This window comes from Nocardia sp. NPDC057353 (assembly GCF_042667085.1).
In the GTDB taxonomy this organism is placed as follows: domain Bacteria; phylum Actinomycetota; class Actinomycetes; order Mycobacteriales; family Mycobacteriaceae; genus Nocardia.
Genome location: NZ_JBHVAK010000041.1, coordinates 1 through 18,526 on the forward strand (window position 1 = coordinate 1; position 18,526 = coordinate 18,526).

Genomic DNA, 18,526 nt, shown 5'->3' on the forward strand with positions numbered 1-18,526 from the left:
CAGCACCAAGATCGGTGCGGGGCCCTCGCCGTCGGATCAGGGCCGCTCGAGCGGGTGCTGCAGCGGGATGTGCGAGAGCCCGCCCCAGGCCAGCGCGACGGTGGTGTCCACCGCCTCCTCCTTGGGGATCGGGCGGTCCGCCTCCAGCCAGTACCGCGCGGTGAACTGGCTGGCGCCGACCAGCCCGACCGCGAGGATGCGGGCCCGGTACGGGTCGAGCCCGGAGTCGTGCGCCACCACGTCGAAGACGGCGTCGACGCAGGCCTCGGTGGCCTGCTCGACCCGGCGCTGCACCTGCGGCTCGCTGGTCAGGTCGGACTCGAAGACCAGCCGGAAGCCCTGCTGCTCGTTGTCGACGAAGTCGTAGTACGCCTGCACCGCGGCGCGCACGCGCTGCCGGTTGTCGGTGGTCGAGCGCAGCGCCTGGCGCACGCTGGAGACCAGCATGTCGACGTAGTTCTGCAGCACGGCGACGTACAGCTCGAGCTTGCTGGTGAAGTGCTGGTACAGCACCGGCTTGCTCACTCCGGCGCACTGCGAGATCTCGTCCATCCCCGAGGCGTGGTAGCCGCGGAGCACGAAGACCTCGCTGGCGGCCTGGAGTAGCTGCTGCCTGCGCTCGTCGCGCGGCAGCCGGGTGCCACGTTTGGTCGCGGTCGCGCCGCGGTTGCCCGCGGGCAGGGGATCGGGCGACGAGTTGCGCGCCATCCGATCCACGAGGTCAGTCATTTCGGCTCTCCCAGTCGACGCCCCGGCAAGAATGGGGGTTTGCACCGGGTATCCCAAGCACGATACCAATTGCCCGCCGCCGCTCGTGCCCGCCCGGGAATACCGGCTGAACACCGCTGCGGCATGCGGCGATTCGAGGAGGAGTGGTTGCTGTGAGAGTCTGTCTCCCGTGACCGACCGACCGGAACCACCGTCCGGCGCCGAGCTCGACCGCCTTCCCGTCGCGGCGGGTGGGGCTCCACCCGCGCTGTACAGCCCCCCGGATCGCTCCCACCAGCCGCTCTACGCGAGCTGGAATCCGGCCGCCGAGAGCCCGTTCGCGGCGGAGCCGGAGCCGCGGCGCGGGCCGGTCCGGCGGTTCCTCGCCACCTACGGCTGGCGCGCCTACGCGCTGCCGGTGCTGCTGGCGGTGACGGTGCTGGTCGGGGTGGACGCGGTGCGCGGCGGCGGGCCGCCCGCGGTGGTGGCGGGCGGGGTGCCCGGCTTCGGCACGCTGAGCCCGCGCGCGGACGACGTCGGCATCATCGGCGCGCCGCCCGGCGACGGGAAGTTCCCGGCCGACCTGCCGACCGGCGCGCTGCCGGACGGCGGGCCGTTCACCGAGGTGGGCGCGGGAACCTGGCGCGTCGTCCCGGGCGGCACCGAGCAGGTCGGCCATGGCACGCAGTACGTCTTCCGCTACACCGTCGAGGTGGAGGACGGGGTGGACACCGCGGCCTACGGTGGGGACGCCGCGGTCGCCAAGATGGTCGACTCCACGCTCGCCAACCCGAAGAGCTGGAGCCACGATTCGCGCTTCGGCTTCCGCCGGGTGGACCAGGGCGACGCGGACTTCCGGGTGGCGCTGAGCACGCGGGCGAGCACCAGGAAGGCCTGCGGTTTCGAGATCCCCATCGATTCGTCCTGCTACAACGCCGACTCCGAGCAGGTGGTGCTCTCCGAGGCGCGCTGGGTGCGCGGGGCACCCGCCTTCGAGGGCGATATCGGCTCCTACCGGCAGTACCTGGTGAACCACGAGATCGGCCACGCCATCGGTTACCACCAGCACCAGCCGTGCGAGGCGGACGGCGGGCTGGCGCCGGTGATGATGCAGCAGACCTTCGGCACCGACAACAACGCCATCGCCACGCTCGACCCCAGCGGGGTCGTCCCCATGGACGGGAAGCGCTGCCGCTTCAATCCGTGGCCGTACCCCCGCGGGTGAGCGCGCTCGCCAGGTGCGCGACGATGGCCGGGAAGAACCGGCCGGTCACCGGCGTTGCACGGAGAAATTCACCGGCCATCGACGCGAGGAGCCCTTGACGTGTCATCACCGAAGTCGCTGCCGCCACTGGTCGAACCGGCCGCCGAGCTCACCAGGGACGAGGTCGCCCGCTACAGCCGCCACCTGATCATCCCCGACCTGGGGGTGGACGGGCAGAAGCGGCTGAAGAACGCCAAGGTCCTGGTGATCGGCGCGGGCGGGCTCGGCTCCCCGGCGCTGCTCTACCTGGCCGCGGCAGGCGTTGGCACGCTCGGCATCGTCGAGTTCGACGAGGTGGACGCCTCCAACCTGCAGCGCCAGGTCATCCACGGCGAGTCCGACATCGGGCGGCCCAAGGCGGACAGCGCGCGCGACTCCATCCTGGAGATCAACTCCGGGATCGACGTGCGGCTGCACAAGATCCGGCTGGAGCCGGAGAACGCCGTCGAGCTGTTCGGCGAGTACGACCTGATCGTGGACGGCACCGACAACTTCGCCACCCGCTACCTGGTCAACGACGCCGCGGTGCTGGCGGGCAAGCCCTACGTCTGGGGCTCGATCTACCGCTTCGAGGGCCAGGTCTCGGTCTTCTGGGAGGACGCCCCTGACGGCCGCGGCATCAACTACCGCGACCTCTACCCGGAGGCCCCGCCGCCGGGCATGGTCCCCTCCTGCGCCGAGGGCGGCGTGCTCGGCGTGCTCTGCGCCTCCATCGGCTCGGTCATGGTGACTGAGGCGATCAAGCTGCTCACCGGGATCGGCGAGCCGCTGCTCGGGCGGCTCATGGTCTACGACGCACTGGACATGAACTACCGCACCATCAAGCTGCGCCGCGACCCGGAGCGCAAGCCGATCACCGAGCTGATCGACTACGACGCCTTCTGCGGCGTCGTCTCCGACGAGGGGCAGGCGGCCGCCGCGGGCTCGACCATCACCGCGCGCGAGCTGGAGGCGCTGCTGGCGGAGGACAAGGTCGAGCTGATCGACGTGCGCGAGCCGGTGGAGTGGGACATCGTGCACATCGACGGCGCGACGCTCATCCCCAAGGACCGCATCCTCTCCGGCGAGGCGCTCGCCGAGCTGCCGCAGAACCGCCCGATCGTGCTGCACTGCAAGACCGGGATCCGCTCCGCGGAGGCGCTGGCCGCGCTCAAGCAGGCGGGCTTCGCGGACGCGACGCACCTGCAGGGCGGCGTGATCGCCTGGGCCAACCAGGTGGACAAGAGCCTGCCCGTGTACTGACCGCGGGCCGCCTCCCGCGGCGGATGCTACGGATGTGCTACAGCGGTTGCACGCTGCGGCGCGGCGTCCGTCGAGGGTACTGGACCGGGGTTACCGTACCGCCGTGACCTCAGAGGAACCTCCTGATCACGTGCGAGCCACCTTCGGTCTGCAGTCGGTGGCCCCGGTGTCGCTGGGCGACTGGGACGGCGGCTGGCTGCTGGACGACGTGGTCCTCAGCCCGGTGGCCGACCACGCGCGGGCGGCGTGGTCGGCCCGGGTCAGGGAGACGCTGGCGGTGGACGGGCTGCGGCTGGCCCGCCCGGTCCGCGCCACCGACGGCCGCTACGTGGTCTCCGGCTGGCGCGCCGACTACTACCTGGACGGCGTCCCCGAGCCGCGGCACGACGAGGTCGTCTCGGTCTCGCTGCGGCTGCACAGCGCCACCGCCGCGCTGGAGCGGCCGCGCTTCCTGGCGCAGCCGCCGGTCGCGCCCTGGCAGGAGGTCGACGTCTTCGTCGCCGCCGACCGCTCGGCCTGGGAGGCCATCCCGCTGCGCAGCCTGCGCGTCGCGGGCGCGCCCCCGCCCACCTCGCCGGACGGCGTGCACAGCATGGAGATGCTGGGCCAGCTGGCGACGCTGCGCCGCCCGGTGCGCACCCCCGCGCAGCTGGTGCACGGCGACCTCTTCGGCACCGTGCTCTTCAACGGCCTCAGCACGCCCGGCCTCACCGACATCACCCCGTACTGGCGCCCCGCCGCCTGGGCCGCCGGCGTGGTCGTGGTGGACGCGCTCTCCTGGGGCGGCGCCGACGACGGCCTGCTCGACCGCTGGTGCGAGCTGCCGGAGTGGCCGCAGATGCTGCTGCGCGCGGTGATCTTCCGGCTCGCGGTGCACGCGCTGCACCCGCGCTCCAGCGCGGAGGCGTTCCCCGGGCTCGCCCGCACCGCCGACATGGTCCGGCTCATGGTCTGAACGCGCGAACGGCGCGCCGGGGGCTCCGGCGCGCCGTTTCGTCGGGCGTGGGTCAGACGTTGGCGTAGGCCAGCGAGGGCGCCCGCTGCACCGCGAACGAGGACCGCAGGTAGAACCACCAGGTCACGCCCGCCATCACCAGGAAGGCGCCCGCATAGGCCCAGAAGGCGGGCGCCATGCTGCCGAAGTTGATGTTGGAGAGCCGGAGCGCCTGCTGCAGCAGGTACCCGCCGGAGGCGCCGACCGCGCCGATGACGCCGATCGCCGCGCCCGCCTGCCGCCGGGCCGATGCCGCCGCCTCCGCGGCGCCCATGCCGTGCGCGTCCGCCCGCCGGGTGGCCTCGGCGCTGAAGATCGACGGGATCATCCGGTAGGTGGAGCCGTTGCCGATCCCGGTGAGCACGAAGAGCAGCAGGAACGAGATCAGGTAGAGCGGGAAGCTCTTCATCTCCAGCGACGCCATGATCAGCGCCACCGCGACCGCCATCCCGCCGAACACCGCGACGGTCATCCGCGCCCCGCCGACCCGGTCCGAGATCCAGCCGCCGAACGGCCTGCTGAACGAGCCGACCAGCGCGCCGAGGAAGGCCAGGTTGCCGAGCGTGGTGATCCAGCCGATCTTCGCCAGGTCCGGGAAGTTGGCCTTGATCAGGGTGGGGAAGGCGAAGGAGAAGCCGATGAAGGAGCCGAAGGTGCCGATGTACAGGAACGACATCACCCAGGTGTGCTGGTTGGTGAGCGCCAGCTTGTAGGAGCGGCCGTCCGACTTGGCGGTGGCGATGCTGTCCATGTAGCGCAGCGCGCCGAAGGTCGCGACCAGGATGAACGGCACCCAGACCAGCACCGAGAGCGTGATGCCGAAGCGGTACCCGGCCGGGTCCTTGGCGGTCAGGTGGGTGCCGAGGGTGATGAGCAGCGGCAGCACCAGCTGGGTCTGCGCGACGCCGAGGTTGCCGCCCGCGGCGTTGATGCCGAGCGCGGCGCCCTTCTTGCCCTCGGGGAAGAAGAACGAGATGTTCGCCATCGACGAGGAGAAGTTGCCGCCGCCGAAGCCCGCCAGCGCGGCCAGCACCAGGAACACCCACATGGGGGTGCCCGGCTGGTTGACGAACCAGGCGAGCCCGAGCGTCGGGATGAGCAGCATGGCCGCGCTGAACGCGGTGAAGGCGCGGCCGCCGAAGCGCGGGATGGCGAAGGTGTAGGGAATCCGCAGCGCCGCGCCGACCAGGGTCGGGGTCGAGGTGAGCAGCAGCGCGTTGCTCACCGCGGTGGGGTCGCCCTGGCCGAGCCCGGCCAGGAAGGGGAAGCCCGCGGCGCCCATGCTGGTCACCACGGTGCCCCAGATCACCCAGACGCTGAAGCCGAGGTTCTCCGCGAAGACCGAGAAGGCCAGGTTCTTCCGCGCCGTGCGCTTGCCGCCGGACTCCCAGAACCGGGTGTCGTCCGGCTCCCAGCGCTCCAGCCAGCGGCCGCGCTTCTGATGGGTGAACTGTTCTGTCTGCGTACCGGATTCGGCCACCGCTGTCATCGGATTCCTTCCCTCGACACCTCGGTCCAGAAAAAGGTAGGAAACCGTTGTTGCGTCCCCGTGGCCCCCGGTGACACCGGCGGCAAATCCCGCTCACACCGGCACCGGCCGGATGGTGACCCTTCGGTTACCTCAGTGATCCGGGTACTCGGCGATGAGCGAGCCGAGGAAGCAGTGCGCGGCCCGCTCGGCCCGCTCCTGGTCGCCCGCGATCACCGCCTGCACCAGGTCGGTGTGCTCCTCCTGGTACGCGGCGGGCTGCTTCACCGCGCGCGCCGCGATCACCCGCTCGATGGTCGGCAGCAGCGAATCGTAGAACTCCAGGTAGACCGCGTTGTGGCTGGCGACGACGATGGCGCGGTGCAGCTCGACGTCGGCGGCGACCGAGTCCGCGTCGTAGTGGTCCCAATTCTGCTCGTTGCGCACCGCGAGCAGCCGCAGCAGGTTCTCGATGTCGGTGTCGTCGCGGCGCCGGGCGGCCAGCCCGGCGGCGGTGGTGTCCAGCGCCATCCGCAGCTCCAGGACGTCGCGCTCCTCGGCGTCGGCGAAGAACTTGCCGAGCGTCCCGCCGACCTCGGAGGCGGCGATGACGTAGGTGCCCGAGCCCTGCCTGCGCTCCAGCATGCCGGCGTGCACCAGCGCCTGCACCGCCTCGCGGACGGTGTTGCGGCCGGTGCCGGTGAGCTCGGTGAGCTCGGGCTCGGTGGGGATGCGCGCGCCGATGGCCCAACGGCCGGAGCGTATTTCGGCTCGCAGCTGTTCGGTCACCTGGGCGATGAGGCTGGTGCGCCGGACGGGTTGCACAGCGACAGGGTACCGCTGCTCACACCGGGTTGCCGCACATCATCGGGTCATCCTATGATTTCCGGGTGACTGCCACCCTCGATCCATCGGCGACCGAATCCACGTCGACGCAGCCTGCGGCGCGTCGCCGCGCGTTGCTGGAGGGTCGCCTGCTGGTATTCGCCGCGATCGTGATGTCCGCCTTCACCCTGCGGGTCGCGGTCACCGCGTTCAGCCCGCTGGCCGAGCGGATCGGCGCCGACATCGGCTACGGCACCGCCGTGGTCGGCGTCTTCGGCATGATCCCCACCGCGGCCTTCGCGCTCTCCGGGGTGCTGGCGCCGCTGCTGGTGCGCCCGCTCGGGCTGGAGCGCACCGCGCTGCTGGCCATGCTGGCCGCGGGCGCGGGCATGCTGATCCGCGCCACCGTCTCCGGCACCGGCGCGCTGCTGGTCTTCTCCGCGCTCGCGCTCGCGGGCATGGGCGTCGGCAACGTGGTGATCCCGCCGCTGGTCAAGCGGTACTTCCCGGACCGGGTCGCGGTGCTCAGCGCGCTCTACATCACCATGGTGCAGCTCGGGACGGTGCTGCCCGCGCTGACGGCGGTGCCGCTGGCCGAGGCGCAGGGCTGGCGGGTCTCCATCGGGGTCTGGGCGCTGGCGGGCTTCGCGGCGGCGGTGCCGTGGCTCGCGGTGCTGCGCGTGCGGCGCGGCCGGGACCGGGTCGACGAGACCGCGCTGCCCGCCGCGGGCACCGCGCGGGGCCGGGTCTGGCGCTCGCCGGTGGCCTGGGGCATGGCGGTCATGTTCGGCATGACCTCGCTCTCCACCTACGCCATCTTCGCCTGGCTGCCCGCCGTGCTCGCCGACGCGGGCGCCGACGCCGCCTTCGGCGGCACCATGGTCGCGCTCTTCGCGCTGCTCGGGCTGGTCGCCGCGCTCGGCTCGCCGGTGGTGGTCGCGCGCTTCGCGAACCCGTTCCCGATCGTCCTCGGCTGCGCGGTGTGCTTCTGGGTGGCCTTCGCCGGGCTCTACTTCGCGCCGATGGCGGCCCCGGTGCTGTGGGTGGTGATCCTCGGCCTCGGCCCGAGCACCTTCCCGATGGCGCTCACCCTGATCAACCTGCGCACCCGCACCCAGGCGGGCTCGGCGGCGCTCTCCGGCTTCGCGCAGGGCGTCGGGTACGCGGTGGCCTGCGCGGGCCCGCTGCTCTTCGGCGTGCTGCACACCGCGACCGGGGGCTGGGCCGCCGGGTTCGGGCTGCTCTCGGTGGTGGTCGTGGTCATGCTGCTCGGCGCGTGGCAGGCCTGCAAGCCGCGCATGCTCGAGGACAGCTGGTGATCCGGTTGCGCCCGGCGCGCGCCCGGTTCATGCTGTAGGTCACACCTCACCGGCGATTACCTGCGGTTTCGGCTCTTCGTGACGCGACGAGAACCGTTGTGTCACATGCCCGAAACAAAGCTCCGGGTCTCACCCGCGCTCCGCGCGGCAGGTGAGCAACCGTTGATCCGGCGGTCATTTCGCGCAGCATTCCGGCAATACCCGTTCCCTACCGTTGGGCCATCCGCAAGACAGGGAGGCCCCGTTGAGCACGTCGACGCGCAAGCGCACCATCACCGACTGGGATGCCGAGGACGTCGCGGCCTGGGAGGCAGGCGGCAAGGACATCGCCAGGCGCAACCTGATCTGGTCGGTCTTCGCCGAGCACGTCGGGTTCTCGGTCTGGTCGATCTGGTCGGTCATGGTGCTGTTCATGCCCGCCGAGCAGTTCGGCATCGACCCGGCCGGGAAGTTCTTCCTGGTCGCGGTGCCGACGCTGGTCGGTGCGCTGCTGCGCATCCCGTACACCGTCGCCACCGCCCGCTTCGGCGGCCGCAACTGGACGGTCTTCAGCGCCGTCATGCTGCTGATCCCCACGCTGCTGACGCTGTACTTCGTCAACCAGCCCGGCACCTCGTACACCACCTTCCTGGTGGTGGCGGCCTTCGCCGGGCTCGGCGGCGGCAACTTCGCCTCCTCCATGACCAACATCAACGCCTTCTACCCGCAGCGGCTCAAGGGCTGGGCGCTCGGGCTGAACGCGGGCGGCGGCAATATCGGCGTCCCGGTGATCCAGCTGGTCGGGCTGGCCGTGATCGCGACGCTCGGCAACGAGTACGCCTCGGTGATCTGCGCGGTCTACCTGGTGCTGATCGCGCTGGCGGGCGTCGGCGCCGCGCTCTACATGGACAACCTGGCGAACCAGAAGGCCGACCTCGGCTACATGCTCACCGCGCTCAAGGTGCGCCGCTCCTGGGCCGTCGCGTTCCTCTACATCGGCACCTTCGGCTCGTTCATCGGCTACGGCTTCGCCTTCGGGCAGGTGCTGCAGCTCAGCTTCCGGGCCGGTGGCGACACCGCCGCGCAGGCCACGCTGCACGCCGCCTCGATCGCCTTCCTCGGCCCGCTGCTCGGCTCGCTGGCCAGGCCCTACGGCGGCAAGCTCGCCGACCGGATCGGCGGCGGCCGGGTGACCGCGGTGGTCTTCGTGCTGATGACCGCGGCGGCCGTGCTGGTGGCGGCGGCGAGCACCGCCGGTGACGGCAACGGCGGCGTCCCCACCGGCGGCACCATGACGCTGCTGGTCGCAGGCTTCATCGCGCTCTTCGTGCTCTCCGGGCTGGGCAACGGCTCGGTCACCAAGCTCATCCCGTCGGTCTTCGAGGAGGAGTCCCGCGCGCTCGGGCTGCCCGAGGCCGAGCGGGCGGCGTGGTCGCAGAACACCTCCGGCGCGCTGATCGGCTTCGTCGGCGCGATCGGCGCGCTCGGCGGGGTCGGGATCAACCTGGTGCTGCGCTCCTCCTACGCCTCCACCAGCTCCGCCACCACCGCCTTCTGGGTCTTCACCGGCTTCTACGTCGCCTGTGTCGCGCTCACCTGGCTGGTGTTCGTCCGCCGCCCGGCCACCGCAGCCACCGACATCGTCGTCGAAGCGGAGGCGCTGGTCCTCGAAGCCGAGGCCGACGCCGTCCGCGCCCGCTGACCCGCACCCGACACCCCGAAGGAACTTCCCCATGACATCCACAGCAATTCGCACCGCCGTGGTCGTCGGTCACGGCATGGTCGGCCACCGCTTCGTCGAGGCTCTGCGCGCCAGGGACACCGAGGGCACCTGGCGGGTGGTCGTGCTCAGCGAGGAGGCGCTGCCCGCCTACGACCGGGTGGGGCTCTCCTCCTACATCGGCAGCTGGGACACCGCCGCGCTGGCGCTGCCCGGCAACGAGTACGCGGGCGACGACCTGGTGGAGCTGCGGCTCGGCCAGGGCGGCGCGGCCATCGACCGGGCCGCGAAGACCGTCACCACGACGACCGGCGACGTGCTCGCCTACGACGCGCTGGTGCTCGCCACCGGCTCGTACCCGTTCGTGCCGCCGGTGCCCGGCCACGACAACGCCGAGTGCTTCGTCTACCGCACCCTGGACGACCTGGACGGCATCCGGGCCGCGGCCGAGGCCGCCGGGCCCGGCGCGCACGGCGTCGTGGTCGGCGGCGGGCTGCTCGGGCTGGAGGCGGCGAACGCGCTGCGCATGCTCGGCCTCACCCCGCACGTCGTCGAGTACAACCCGCGGCTGATGCCCGCGCAGGTCGACGAGGGCGGCGGCGCGGTGCTGGAGCGGCTCGTCACCGACCTCGGGCTGCAGGTGCACACCGGCGTCGGCACCGCGTCCATCGAGGCAGTCGGCGCGGGCCCGGCCGACCGGCTCCGGGTCACCCTGAGCGACGAGAGCGTGATCGACGCCGGGCTGCTGGTCTTCTCGGCCGGTGTCCGCCCGCGCGACCAGATCGCCCGCGACGCCGGGCTCGAGGTCGGGCCGCGCGGCGGCATCGTCACCGACCTCGGGCTGCAGACCTCGGACCCGAACATCTGGGCGATCGGCGAGTGCGCCGCGGTCGAGGGCGTCTGCTACGGCCTGGTCGCCCCCGGCTACACCACCGCGGAGATCGTGGCCGACCGGCTGCTCGGCGGCGGCGGCGAGTTCCCCGGCGCCGACCTCTCCACCAAGCTCAAGCTGCTCGGCGTCGACGTCGCCAGCTTCGGCGACGCGCACGGGAGCACCGAGGGCGCGCTGTCGGTGGTGCTGCACGACGCCGCCAAGGGCACCTACGCCAAGCTGGTCGTCTCCGACGACGCGCAGACCCTGCTCGGCGGCATCCTGGTCGGCGACGCCTCGCAGTACGCGGCGCTGCGCCCGCTGGTCGGGCGGCCGCTGCCCGCCGAGCCCGCCGCGCTGATCTCCCCGGCAGGCGCCGAGCTGGGCGCCGACGCGCTGCCGGACGACGCGCAGATCTGCTCCTGCAACAACATCTCCAAGGGCGCCATCTGCGGCGCCATCGCCGACGGCGCCTGCGACATCCCCGCGATCAAGAGCTGCACCTCCGCGGGCAGCTCCTGCGGCGGCTGCGTGCCGATGCTCAAGAAGCTGCTGGAACAGTCCGGCGTCGCCATGTCCAAGGCGCTCTGCGAGCACTTCGAGCAGTCCCGCGCCGAGCTCTTCCAGATCGTCCAGGTGACCGGGATCCGCACCTTCTCCGCGCTGATCGCCAAGCACGGCAAGGGCTCCGGCTGCGACATCTGCAAGCCGACGGTCGCCTCCATCCTGGCCTCCACCTCCAGCGAGCACATCCTGGACGGCGAGCAGGCCGCGCTGCAGGACACCAACGACCACTTCCTGGCCAACCTGCAGAAGAACGGCACCTACTCGGTGGTGCCGCGCATGCCGGGCGGCGAGGTCACCGCCGAGCAGCTCATCACCATCGGCGAGGTGGCGAAGGAGTTCGACCTGTACGTCAAGGTCACCGGCGGGCAGCGGATCGACCTCTTCGGCGCCAGGGTGGAGCAGCTGCCGCTGATCTGGCAGCGGCTGGTGGACGCGGGCATGGAGTCCGGGCACGCCTACGGCAAGTCGCTGCGCACCGTGAAGAGCTGCGTCGGCTCCACCTGGTGCCGGTACGGCCAGCAGGACTCGGTCGGCATGGCGGTGCTGCTGGAGAAGCGGTACCGCGGGCTGCGCTCGCCGCACAAGCTCAAGCTGGCCGTCTCCGGCTGCGCGCGGGAGTGCGCCGAGGCGCGCGGCAAGGACGTCGGGGTGATCGCCACCGAGAACGGCTGGAACCTCTACGTCGGCGGCAACGGCGGCCTCACCCCCAAGCACGCGGTGCTGCTCGCGGGCGACCTGGACGACGCCACGCTGATCAGCTACATCGACCGCTACCTCATGTTCTACATCCGCACCGCGGACCGGCTGCAGCGCACCGCGCCGTGGCAGGAATCACTCGAGGGCGGCATCGACTACGTGCGCTCGGTGGTCTGCGAGGACAGCCTGGGCATCGCCGACGAGCTGGAGCTGGCCATGGCCAAGCACGTGGACGGCTACCGCGACGAATGGGCCGCGGTGCTGGATGATCCGGAGAAGCTCTCCCGGTTCGTCTCGTTCGTGAACGCGCCGGAGGAGTCCGATCCGACCATCTCCTTCGACGACAGCGGCGAGCGCAAGGTGCCGGTTCTGCTCGGCATGCCCGCGGTGACCGCTACCGCCGGGAAATGACCGTTTAACCGCGAGGAAACAGGACGCCGGTACCAATAGGTAGGGCTTCGGCGAGGAGAAGAGCGATGACCGTTATCGATACCCCCGGCTACGCGCCGGCCACGACCACCGGGTGGACACAGGCCTGCCGCCTCGACTACCTGACCCCCGGCCGCGGCGTCGCGGTCCTGCTGCGCGGCGGTCGCCAGGCCGCGCTGTTCCTGCTCCCCGGCGGCGTGCTCTACGCCGTCGGCAATATCGACCCGTTCGGCCGCGCCGCGGTGATGTCGCGCGGCATCGTCGGCGACCGCGGCGGCGTCCCCGTCGTGGCGTCGCCGCTGCTCAAGCAGGCCTTCTCGCTGATCGACGGGCGCTGCCTGGACGACGAATCGGCGGCGCTGCCGGTCTACGCGGTGCGGGTCGAGGACGGGCTGGTGTCGATCTCGAACAAGCCGGTCGGTGACACCGCAGCGGACGGGTGAGGCCACGCCCATGACACAGCCCGACCAGACCGCCGCGCTCGCCGGCTTCACCATCGGCATCACGGCCGCGCGCCGCGCCGAGGAATTCGCGACCCTGCTCGTCCGGCGCGGCGCGGGCATCGTCTCCGCGCCCGCCATCCGGATCATCCCGCTCGCCGACGACACCGAGCTCGAGCGGGTCTCCAGGCAGCTCATGGCCGAGCCGCCGCAGATCACCGTCGCCACCACCGGCATCGGCTTCCGCGGCTGGATGGAGGCGGCCGAGGGCTGGGGGATCGCCGAGGAGCTGCGCGAGACCTTCGCGGGCGGGCGCATGCTGGCCCGCGGCCCCAAGGCCAAGGGCGCCATCCGCGCCGCCGAGCTGCGCGAGGAGTGGTCGCCCGCCTCGGAGTCCTCCGCCGAGGTGCTGGACCACCTGCTCGCCGAGGGCGTGGAGGGGGTGCGGATCGCGGTGCAGCTGCACGGCGCCACCACCGAGTGGGAGCCGGTCCCCGACTTCTGCGAGGTGCTGCGCTGCGCGGGCGCCGACGTGGTGCCGGTCCCCGTGTACCGCTGGGTGCCGCCGGACGACAACGGCCCGATGGACACCCTGATCGAGTCGATCGTCACCGGCAGCATCGACTGCGTGACCTTCACCAGCGCGCCCGCGGTGGCCTCGATGCTCATGCGCGCCAAGGAGTCCGGGCTGCTGGACGGGTTGCTCTACGCGCTGCGCGGCCGGGTGCTCGCCGCCTGCGTCGGGCCGATCACCGCGGCCCCGCTGGAGGAGCTCGGCGTGCCGACCACCCAGCCCGCGCGGGCCCGGCTCGGCGCGCTGGCCAGGCACGTCGCCGAGGAGCTCCCGCGCAGGGCGAACCGGATCCACGCCGCCGGGCACCACATCAGCGTGCGCGGCGCCTGCGTCGTCGTCGACGGCGAGGTGCGCCAGCTGGCGCCCGCGCCGATGGCGCTCATGCGCTCGCTGGCCAGGCAGCCGGGGCGGGTGGTCTCCAGGGAAGATCTGCTGGCCGCGCTGCCGGGCGGCGGCGACGACACGCACGCGGTGGAGACCGCCATCGCCAGGCTGCGCGCCGGTCTCGGCACCCCCAAGGCGATCCAGACCGTGGTCAAGCGCGGCTACCGGCTCGCGCTGGACGCCGCCGAGTGCATCGACAACAACCCGCCGCCGCCCGCGGTGACGCCGGGGGGCGGCGCGAGTACGGTCACGCCGTTCCGCGGCGGCAGGCAGCTGCCCGGCAGGCGCGCGGTGGGGGCCCGGTGAGCGCCCCCGCGCTGGTGCTGGTGGCGCACGGCACGCGCAGCACCAGGGGAGTGCAGATGATCGCGGCGCTGGCCGAGGCGGTCGCCGCCGAGCCGGGGGCGCCGCGGGTGCGCACCGCCTTCGTCGACGTGCTCGGCCCCTCGCCCGCCGAGGTGCTGCGCGACCTGGAGGCCGAGGCCGCGGTGCTGGTCCCGGCCTTCCTGGCCTCGGGGTACCACGTCTACCAGGACGTGCCGCGCGAGGTGGCGGAGAGCGGGCACGGTGCCGTCACCGTGACGCCCGCCATGGGCCCGGACGCCGCGCTGGCCAGGGTGATGGTGCTGCGGCTGCGCGCGGCCGGGTGGCGGCGCGGGGACGCGGTGGTACTGGCCGCGGCGGGGTCGTCGGATGCCAGGGCCCGCTCCGACGTGCGGCGGGCGGCCGGGCTGCTCGCCGAGCAGCTGCGGGTTCCGGTGCGGATCGCCTACGTCGCCACCGGGACGCCCCGGGTGCCCGAGGTCGTCGCCGAGCTGCGCGCCGCGGGCGCCGAGCGGGTCGTCATCGCCTCCTACCTGCTGGCGCACGGGCTGTTCCACCAGCGGCTGCACGAGGCGGGCGCGGATGCCGTCGCCGAGCCCATCGGCGTGCACCCGGCCGTCGTCCGGCTGCTGCTCTCCCGCTACCACGCGGGGGTCAGGGAGCTGGCCCACGCCCGCTGACCGGGCCGCGAAAAAGATCTGCCGGATGTGTCGAGAACCGGAGACCAGCTACGACTGAAGGGTGACAGCAACTCACGATCGAGGAGCGACACCATGACCGTCACCACCTTCCTCTGGCTCGAGTCCGGCGCCGACGAGGCCGCCGCGCTCTACACCGCCGCCATCCCGAACTCGACGATCGTCGACACCACCCCCGGCCCGGACGGCCGCGCCTTCATCGTCGCCCTCGACCTCGACGGCCACGCCGTCACGCTGATGAACGGCGGGCCGGGCCACCCGCTCTCCGACGCCGCCTCACTGCAGCTCACGGTGCACGGCCAGGCCGAGGTCGACCGGCTCTGGGCAGCGCTCACCGCGGACGGCGGCACCCCCGGTCCGTGCGGCTGGCTCACCGACCGCTTCGGGCTCTCCTGGCAGGTCGTCCCGGACGAGCTGCCGCAGCTCATGGGCTCGCCCGACCCGGCCCGCGCCGGTGCGGTCGCCACCGCGCTGCGCACCATGTCGAAGATCGATATCGCCGCCCTGCGCGCCGCGCACGACCAGGGCTGATCAGGGCGTCTGCAGCGCCGGGAACCAGATGTCGGCGAGCACCGCGGCCGCCCGGTCCGCGGTGACGTCGATGGTGCCGAGCAGCGCCCACCGGGTGAAGAACCGCTCCAGCTGCGCGACCAGCATCTCCACCCGCAGCCTGGCCTCGTCGCGGCGCTCGGCGGGCCAGCGCGCCAGGTAGGCCGTCATGGACTCGGGGAGCGCGGCGAAACCGGCCCGCATGAGGTCGCGGAACTCCGGCTCGAGCGCCGTCGCCTCGTCCCAGGCGGAGAGCAGGTCGCGGTGCTGCTCGAACCAGTCGATGGCGCGGCGCATCCAGTCCTCGAACTCGGCGCGCGAGCCGGTCTCCAGCACCCGGTCCAGGTCCTCGCAGAAGGCCAGCGCGTTCGGTAGCGCGGTGCGCTCGCCGAGTTCGCGCAGCACCTCCATCTTGCCGGTGAAGTGCAGGTAGAAGGTGGCGCGGCTGCACCCGACGGCGGCCGCCACGTCGTCCACCCGCACGGCGCCGTAGCCGCGCTGCACGAAGAGCGCGCCCGCCGCCTCCAGGATGCGCTCCCTGGTGCGTAACTTCTGCTCGTCGCGCAGGGTGCGCCGCGGTTCGGTGGAGGCGGGCATCGTCCGATCATAGACATTCCGTCGTTCACTGGACCCGGTGTCCAGCGACTGCTAGCGTCCTGTGTGCCAGGTCACGTCGGGCCCGGCGCGGACAGGAGCGTGTGGTGGGCGATACCTCGACGATGCGGGCGCTGCAGCTCACCGGGCCGGGCACCCTGGAGTTGCGCGAGGTGCCGATCCCGGAGCCGGGCCCCACCGAGCTGCTGGTCCGGGTGGGCGCGGTCGGCATCTGCCACTCCGACCTCTACGTGCTGGAGCTCGAGTTCCCGCTGCCCGACCCGCTGACCCTCGGCCACGAGGTCGCGGGCACGGTCGCGGCCGTCGGCAGCGCGGTCACCGGCATCGCCGAGGGTGAGCGCGGCCTGATCTACCTGTGCTGGTCCTGCGGGGTCTGCCGGGAGTGTGTGAGCGGCAACGAGAACGTCTGCCGTGCCGCGGGCCGCACCGCCATGCCGCCCTGCCCCGGGCTCGGCCCGGACGGCGGGATGGCCGAGTACATCAAGGTTCCGGCGAGTTCGTTCGTGCCGATCGGCGACCTCGACTTCGCCGACGCCGCGCCGCTCGCCGACGCCGCGCTCACCTCGTACCACGCCATCCGCGGCGCCCGCGAGCAGCTGTACCCGGGCGCCACCGCGGTGACCATCGGGATCGGCGGGCTCGGGCACGTCGCGGTGCAGATCCTGAAGACCGTCGACGCGGTGCGGGTGATCGCGGTGGATGTCGGCCGGGACAAGCTGGAGCTGGCCGCCGAGTGCGGCGCCGACGTCGGGCTGATCGGCGGCCCCGAGACCGCCGCCGAGATCCTGGCGCTGACCGACGGCCGCGGCGCCGAGGCGGTCTTCGACTTCGTCGGCACCGACGCCACCGCCGCGCTCGCGGTGCAGGCGGTCGCGCCGAACGGCGCCTACCGCATGGTCGGGCTCGGCGGCGGCGCGCCGGAGCTCACCGCGGGGCCGTCCGGCGGGCCCGGCTGGCCGTGGGGTGCCTCGGTGCGCAAGTCGTACGGCGGCACCAAATCCGACCTCATCGACTCGGTCGCGCTGGCGCGGGCCGGGCGGCTCTCGGTGGCGGTGGAGCGGTTCGAGCTGGCCGACGGCCGCACCGCGTTCGATCGGCTGGCGCGCGGTGAAATCCGCGGCCGCGCGGTGCTGGTCCCCTGAGGCGGTGGGTGTCCCGATGACCAAGGCGGCAGATCCGCGGCCGCGCGGTACTGATTCCCTGAGGCAGGAGAGTGTCCCGATGACGATGGCGGCAGATCCGCGGCAGCTCGCCGCGCAGGTGGCGGCGCAGCTCGCCGGCCCCGGCGGCCCGTTCGCGCTCACCGTCGAGCCGGTGCTCGGCACCGAGCTTCCCGTATTCGTGAATCGCCGCCGCTCACTCGGCATCGCGCTCACCGACTCCAGGGCCTGGGGCGACCGCGACTACCTGGTCACCGCCGAGCGGCGCTGGACCTACACCGAGCACGCCGACGCCGCGGGCGCGCTGGCCGCCGGGCTGGCGGCGCGCTACGGCGTCGGCAAGGGCGACCGGGTCGCCATCCTGGCCGCCAACTCCCCGGAGTGGGTCATCGCCTTCTGGGCCGCGCAGAGCCTCGGCGCCATCGCGGTCGGGTACAACGCCTGGTGGGCGCCGCGCGAGATCGACTACGCGCTCGGCCACTCCACCCCGACGGTGGTGATCGCCGACGCCGCGCGCGCCGAGAAGATCACCGGCACCGACATCCCCGTGCTCACCGTCGAAGACGACCTCCCCGCGCTGTTCACCGAGTTCGCGGGCAACACCCCGGAGACCGAGGTGGCCGAGGACGATCCGGCCGTCATCCTCTACACCAGCGGCACCAGCGGCAGGCCCAAGGGCGTGGTGCACACGCACCGCAACCTGCTCGCCGTCACCGAGTACCACCGCTTCACCGAGGCCATGGCTGACACCTTCGCCGGGGTCGCCTTCGACCCCGACCGGCCGAGCGCCAAGCGTTGGCTGCTCAGCTCGCCGCTCTTCCACATCGCGAGCCTGCACAACCTGGTGGTACCGCGGATCGCGACCGGCGCCGCGGTCATCTTCCCGGAGAGCAAGTTCGACGCGAGTCGGGTACTGCGGCTCATCGAACGCGAGCGGGTCACGCACTGGGGCGCGGTCCCGACCATGGCCATCCGGCTGCTGGAGCAGGACCTCGCCGAGTACGACCTGAGCTCGCTCAGCGCCTTCTCGCTGAACACCGCCCCCTCCTCGCCCGCGCTGCACCAGCGGCTGCGGGAGGCGCTGCCGGTGCAGCTGGCCACCAGCTACGGCCTCACCGAGGCGGGCACCGCCGCCACCCTGGCCACGCCGCCCGAGCTGGCGGCCTTCCCGGAGACGGTGGGCGGCCCGATCATCGGCGTCAGCGTCGCCATCCGCGACCCCGAGGGCAACGACCTGCCCGAGGGCACCGAGGGCGAGATCTGCGTGCGCAGCCCGTATGTCATGCTCGGCTACTGGAACGACCCGCCGGCCACCGCCGCCGCGCTCGACGGCGAGCGCTGGCTGCGCACCGGCGACTTCGGCCTGCTCCGGGACGGGCGGCTCTACCTCGTGGGTCGGCGCAGCGACCTCATCCTGCGCGGCGGCGAGAACGTCTACCCGACCGAGATCGAGAACGTCCTGGACGAGCACCCCGCGGTCGCCGAGTCCGCGGTCTTCGGCGTCGCGGACCCGGACCTCGGCCAGGCGGTGGCGGCGCTGGTGGTGACCACCTCGCCGGTGACCGAGGACGAACTGCGCGAGTTCGCCGCGGCCCGGCTCGCCTACTTCAAGATCCCCGCGCACTGGCGGCTGACCCCGGAAGCACTGCCGCGCAACGCGACCGGGAAAGTCGTCCGGCGCGACCTATCGCTGTAGAGAG

The 18,526-nt window shown here is 72.5% G+C and carries 16 protein-coding genes; 12 read left to right on the forward strand and 4 right to left on the reverse strand.

Annotated elements, in window-relative coordinates; genetic code table 11:
• Positions 1-36: 36 nt before the first annotated feature.
• Complete coding sequence (locus ACFUUZ_RS20900; RefSeq protein ID WP_378698613.1) at positions 37-729, reverse strand: TetR/AcrR family transcriptional regulator; 693 nt, start codon at positions 727-729, stop codon at positions 37-39.
• Between the two features lie 169 nt (positions 730-898).
• Between ACFUUZ_RS20900 and ACFUUZ_RS20905 the strand changes: the two genes are divergently transcribed.
• From ACFUUZ_RS20905 to ACFUUZ_RS20915, 3 genes are all read left to right on the forward strand, one after another.
• The gene (locus ACFUUZ_RS20905) at positions 899-1,933 is read left to right on the forward strand and encodes a DUF3152 domain-containing protein (RefSeq protein WP_378698615.1); all 1,035 of its coding nucleotides are present in this window, start codon (positions 899-901) and stop codon (positions 1,931-1,933) included.
• A gap of 99 nt (positions 1,934-2,032) precedes the next feature.
• On the forward strand, positions 2,033-3,214 hold the full coding sequence (gene moeZ, locus ACFUUZ_RS20910) for an adenylyltransferase/sulfurtransferase MoeZ (RefSeq protein WP_378698617.1): 1,182 nt from the start codon (positions 2,033-2,035) through the stop codon (positions 3,212-3,214).
• A gap of 103 nt (positions 3,215-3,317) precedes the next feature.
• Entirely contained in the window at positions 3,318-4,169 is an 852-nt protein-coding gene (locus tag ACFUUZ_RS20915; protein WP_378698619.1) for a TIGR02569 family protein, read from the forward strand.
• Between the two features lie 52 nt (positions 4,170-4,221).
• Here ACFUUZ_RS20915 and ACFUUZ_RS20920 read toward each other — a convergent pair whose 3' ends face one another.
• Both ACFUUZ_RS20920 and ACFUUZ_RS20925 read right to left on the reverse strand, forming a co-directional pair.
• A complete protein-coding gene (locus ACFUUZ_RS20920) occupies positions 4,222-5,697 on the reverse strand; it encodes an MFS transporter (protein ID WP_378698621.1) in 1,476 nt (491 codons plus the stop codon).
• A gap of 132 nt (positions 5,698-5,829) precedes the next feature.
• The gene (locus tag ACFUUZ_RS20925; RefSeq protein ID WP_378698623.1) at positions 5,830-6,501 is read right to left on the reverse strand and encodes a FadR/GntR family transcriptional regulator; all 672 of its coding nucleotides are present in this window, start codon (positions 6,499-6,501) and stop codon (positions 5,830-5,832) included.
• A gap of 65 nt (positions 6,502-6,566) precedes the next feature.
• On the opposite strand from ACFUUZ_RS20925, the gene ACFUUZ_RS20930 reads away from it, so the two are divergent.
• The 7 genes from ACFUUZ_RS20930 (at position 6,567) to ACFUUZ_RS20960 (ending at position 15,033) form a co-directional block, all read left to right on the forward strand.
• Complete coding sequence (locus tag ACFUUZ_RS20930) at positions 6,567-7,820, forward strand: MFS transporter (RefSeq protein ID WP_378698625.1); 1,254 nt, start codon at positions 6,567-6,569, stop codon at positions 7,818-7,820.
• A 244-nt stretch (positions 7,821-8,064) separates the two neighbouring features.
• Positions 8,065-9,501: a nitrate/nitrite transporter gene (locus tag ACFUUZ_RS20935; RefSeq protein ID WP_378698628.1), complete on the forward strand. Its 1,437-nt coding sequence runs from the start codon at positions 8,065-8,067 to the stop codon at positions 9,499-9,501.
• A gap of 31 nt (positions 9,502-9,532) precedes the next feature.
• On the forward strand, positions 9,533-12,064 hold the full coding sequence (nirB, locus tag ACFUUZ_RS20940) for a nitrite reductase large subunit NirB (protein WP_378698630.1): 2,532 nt from the start codon (positions 9,533-9,535) through the stop codon (positions 12,062-12,064).
• A 65-nt stretch (positions 12,065-12,129) separates the two neighbouring features.
• Positions 12,130-12,525, forward strand: a complete 396-nt coding sequence (gene nirD, locus ACFUUZ_RS20945) for a nitrite reductase small subunit NirD (protein ID WP_378698632.1) — start codon at positions 12,130-12,132, stop codon at positions 12,523-12,525.
• A 10-nt stretch (positions 12,526-12,535) separates the two neighbouring features.
• Positions 12,536-13,786: a uroporphyrinogen-III synthase gene (locus ACFUUZ_RS20950; RefSeq protein ID WP_378698634.1), complete on the forward strand. Its 1,251-nt coding sequence runs from the start codon at positions 12,536-12,538 to the stop codon at positions 13,784-13,786.
• Positions 13,783-14,484 carry a sirohydrochlorin chelatase gene (locus ACFUUZ_RS20955; RefSeq protein ID WP_378698636.1) on the forward strand — a complete coding sequence of 234 codons (702 nt, stop codon included), beginning with the start codon at positions 13,783-13,785 and terminating at the stop codon, positions 14,482-14,484. Before ACFUUZ_RS20950 ends, ACFUUZ_RS20955 begins: the two co-directional genes overlap by 4 nt.
• 93 nt (positions 14,485-14,577) lie before the next feature.
• A complete protein-coding gene (locus tag ACFUUZ_RS20960; protein WP_378698638.1) occupies positions 14,578-15,033 on the forward strand; it encodes a VOC family protein in 456 nt (151 codons plus the stop codon).
• On the opposite strand, the gene ACFUUZ_RS20965 is transcribed toward ACFUUZ_RS20960, so the two are convergent.
• The gene (locus ACFUUZ_RS20965; protein WP_378698640.1) at positions 15,034-15,648 is read right to left on the reverse strand and encodes a TetR/AcrR family transcriptional regulator; all 615 of its coding nucleotides are present in this window, start codon (positions 15,646-15,648) and stop codon (positions 15,034-15,036) included. It lies immediately after the preceding gene.
• Between the two features lie 122 nt (positions 15,649-15,770).
• Here ACFUUZ_RS20965 and ACFUUZ_RS20970 point away from each other — a divergent pair, with 122 nt between their 5' ends.
• Both ACFUUZ_RS20970 and ACFUUZ_RS20975 read left to right on the forward strand, forming a co-directional pair.
• On the forward strand, positions 15,771-16,808 hold the full coding sequence (locus ACFUUZ_RS20970; RefSeq protein WP_378698697.1) for an NAD(P)-dependent alcohol dehydrogenase: 1,038 nt from the start codon (positions 15,771-15,773) through the stop codon (positions 16,806-16,808).
• A gap of 79 nt (positions 16,809-16,887) precedes the next feature.
• Positions 16,888-18,522, forward strand: coding sequence for a class I adenylate-forming enzyme family protein (locus tag ACFUUZ_RS20975; protein WP_378698642.1), 1,635 nt, complete (start codon positions 16,888-16,890; stop codon positions 18,520-18,522).
• Positions 18,523-18,526 lie beyond the last annotated feature (4 nt).

What these genes read in the sequence shown, in the direction of transcription:
- ACFUUZ_RS20965 (WP_378698640.1), bottom strand. Translation starts at nt 15,648, where the DNA reads ATGCCCGCCTCCACCGAACCGCGGCGCACCCTGCGCGACGAGCAGAAG.
- nirD (WP_378698632.1), top strand. Translation starts at nt 12,130, where the DNA reads ATGACCGTTATCGATACCCCCGGCTACGCGCCGGCCACGACCACCGGG.
- ACFUUZ_RS20900 (WP_378698613.1), bottom strand. Translation starts at nt 729, where the DNA reads ATGACTGACCTCGTGGATCGGATGGCGCGCAACTCGTCGCCCGATCCC.
- ACFUUZ_RS20950 (WP_378698634.1), top strand. Translation starts at nt 12,536, where the DNA reads ATGACACAGCCCGACCAGACCGCCGCGCTCGCCGGCTTCACCATCGGC.
- ACFUUZ_RS20975 (WP_378698642.1), top strand. Translation starts at nt 16,888, where the DNA reads ATGACGATGGCGGCAGATCCGCGGCAGCTCGCCGCGCAGGTGGCGGCG.
- ACFUUZ_RS20920 (WP_378698621.1), bottom strand. Translation starts at nt 5,697, where the DNA reads ATGACAGCGGTGGCCGAATCCGGTACGCAGACAGAACAGTTCACCCAT.
- ACFUUZ_RS20960 (WP_378698638.1), top strand. Translation starts at nt 14,578, where the DNA reads ATGACCGTCACCACCTTCCTCTGGCTCGAGTCCGGCGCCGACGAGGCC.
- nirB (WP_378698630.1), top strand. Translation starts at nt 9,533, where the DNA reads ATGACATCCACAGCAATTCGCACCGCCGTGGTCGTCGGTCACGGCATG.
- ACFUUZ_RS20970 (WP_378698697.1), top strand. Translation starts at nt 15,771, where the DNA reads ATGCGGGCGCTGCAGCTCACCGGGCCGGGCACCCTGGAGTTGCGCGAG.